The sequence below is a fragment of the Synechococcus sp. R6-10 genome, assembly GCF_047461815.1.
Taxonomy (GTDB): Bacteria; Cyanobacteriota; Cyanobacteriia; order Thermostichales; family Thermostichaceae; genus Thermostichus.
The window spans coordinates 1-1,823 of record NZ_JANSHW010000494.1 but is presented as its reverse complement, the minus strand read 5'-3'; the positions used below and the strand labels follow the sequence as shown (position 1 = coordinate 1,823).

The window sequence follows — 1,823 nt, the reverse complement described above, 5'->3', positions numbered from 1 at the left end:
CACGGCGGCCAAATCCCGGTACTGGCGCAGATCCAGGATAAAGACTTCGGCATTGGCCCCGTAGCGGAAGCTGCGAAACAGCCGATCCCGGCTATCCACACCGGCCACATCTGTCAGGTTGGGGGTAATGGGGTTGTATTCAAAAAAGGCTTGGTAGCCGAGCACCTTGAGATCTTCCACATCGCGGGTTTGCCCGGTGGTGTCGTTCAGCTGAGTGGCCCGGCCACCGCGGGCCTTCTGGCCACTGTAGTTGTCAATCACCTCGTGATCGTCCCAGTTGACAACAAAGGAAGTCCGGCCAAACAGTTGCGCGAACTCCCGCCCGGCATAGCCCGGCATAGTTGGGATCCCGCTGATCCCGATAGAGGCTGCGGTAGAACTCCAGATTGCCGATGGGATCTAACCCCAGCCAGAAGCGATCGGCGTAGACAGTGTCGCCGTTAAAGGAAATGAAATCGATATCGCCGCGGCTGACTTCTGCCAGCATGGCTGCCCCAATAGGAAAGGGAGGCTCGTTGGCACAACTGATGTGTAAGAAGCGAATGGGTCGTCCATCCCCAGGAGCTGGCAGGGTGCGAAACTGGCCTACAGGGCTGGTAAACCCCTCGCTGACAAACCGGTAGAAGTAGCGCTGCGCTGGCCTCAAGCCGGTGACGACGGCGCGGGCAATGTAGTCGCCTGGCTCAGTGCGGTAGTTGCGGCCCGCCACACGGCGAGCAGTAAGCGAAACTTGTTGCGAAATGGGGTTGAACTCGGAATTCTCAGCCACCTGCAACGTCACCGCAACCGTATCTGTCGCGCTGGCCGGGATCACCCGCGTGGAAAGCACCGCCCCTTCCGAGGTGGGATCCCCGGCAAATACCCCTTGGGGAAATCCAGGCTCTCCCAGGGGGGGAATGGAGGAACTGGAGGTGCCCCCACAGGCAGCCAGGGCGGCTGCCCCACCTCCAAACATAAGCAGTTGCAGGAAAAAGCGACGGGAACGCAGGGAACTCATAAGACCCACCTCAGGGACGCAGGCAAATGTAAAGGGATCCGCAACAAAGGCCAATCGCCTTTTTAGTCAAGCACTTTTGCCCCCAAGCTGAGGTTGTGGGCAGGTGAAGGCTGGGTTAGGGTTGGTTTAACGGCTCTGACCCCTGCGCCCAGGTTCCCCACGGCCTTTTCACAGAGCTTGCTGAGAAGGCTAAAATTTCATTACAGTTTTTCCTGCTTTTGCCCCATTTTTGCGGTTTTGCGTTCCTTAGACTTCTTGTTGACCCTGCCGAAGGAGGGATCGTCGTGGCTACGGAGACTCTGGTCAAGCCTTCTGTAACCCCAAAGCACATGCCCATGTACCGGGTGTTGCTGCACAACGACGATGTCAACACCATGGAGTACGTGGTTCAGGTGCTGGTGAAGGTGATCCCGGCGATGATGCCGCCGCAAGCCACTGAGATCATGCTGGAAGCCCACCACAACGGCGTTGCTGTGGTGATCGTGGTGCCGCGGGAGCACGCGGAGTTTTACTGCGAACAGTTGCGGCAGCATGGCCTGACCAGTTCCATTGAGCCGGAACGCTAGGCGGGGCGGGTTGGATGGGCCTGCCGATCTCCAAGCTGAGGGCTTGTCCATTTCTGCTGCGTCTGCTGCTTTTCTTGGCGATCCCCCTCCTAGCCTGGCTGCCGTGGGTCGGGCTGGGGGGGTGGTTTTTTCCGGAAGCGCGAGCCTACCTGTGGCTGCTCCTGTATGCCCTGCTGCTAGCCTGGCTATGGGTGTGGGGATCCGGGTTTGCCGCCTATGGACTGGATGGCAGTTGGCCTTGCCGAGGCGGGATCCTGTGG

General features: G+C 59.3%; 3 protein-coding genes and 1 pseudogene. 2 read left to right on the top strand and 2 right to left on the bottom strand.

The annotated features are described in order from the left end of the window. Together NW837_RS12700 and NW837_RS12695 are read right to left on the bottom strand one after the other, a co-directional pair. Positions 1–261: alkaline phosphatase D family protein (locus tag NW837_RS12700; RefSeq protein WP_414332002.1), on the bottom strand; the 261-nt coding region annotated here is incomplete at its 3' end. Next, on the bottom strand, positions 254–997 hold the full coding sequence (locus NW837_RS12695; RefSeq protein WP_414332000.1) for a PhoD-like phosphatase N-terminal domain-containing protein: 744 nt from the start codon (positions 995–997) through the stop codon (positions 254–256). The genes NW837_RS12695 and NW837_RS12700, both read right to left, overlap by 8 nt. 284 nt (positions 998–1,281) lie before the next feature. Between NW837_RS12695 and clpS the strand changes: the two genes are divergently transcribed. Further along, positions 1,282–1,563 carry an ATP-dependent Clp protease adapter ClpS gene (gene clpS, locus NW837_RS12690; protein WP_011432326.1) on the top strand — a complete coding sequence of 94 codons (282 nt, stop codon included), beginning with the start codon at positions 1,282–1,284 and terminating at the stop codon, positions 1,561–1,563. Positions 1,564–1,577: 14 nt separating this feature from the next. Continuing rightward, positions 1,578–1,823, top strand: a pseudogene (locus NW837_RS12685) (CPBP family intramembrane glutamate endopeptidase); the annotation flags it as partial.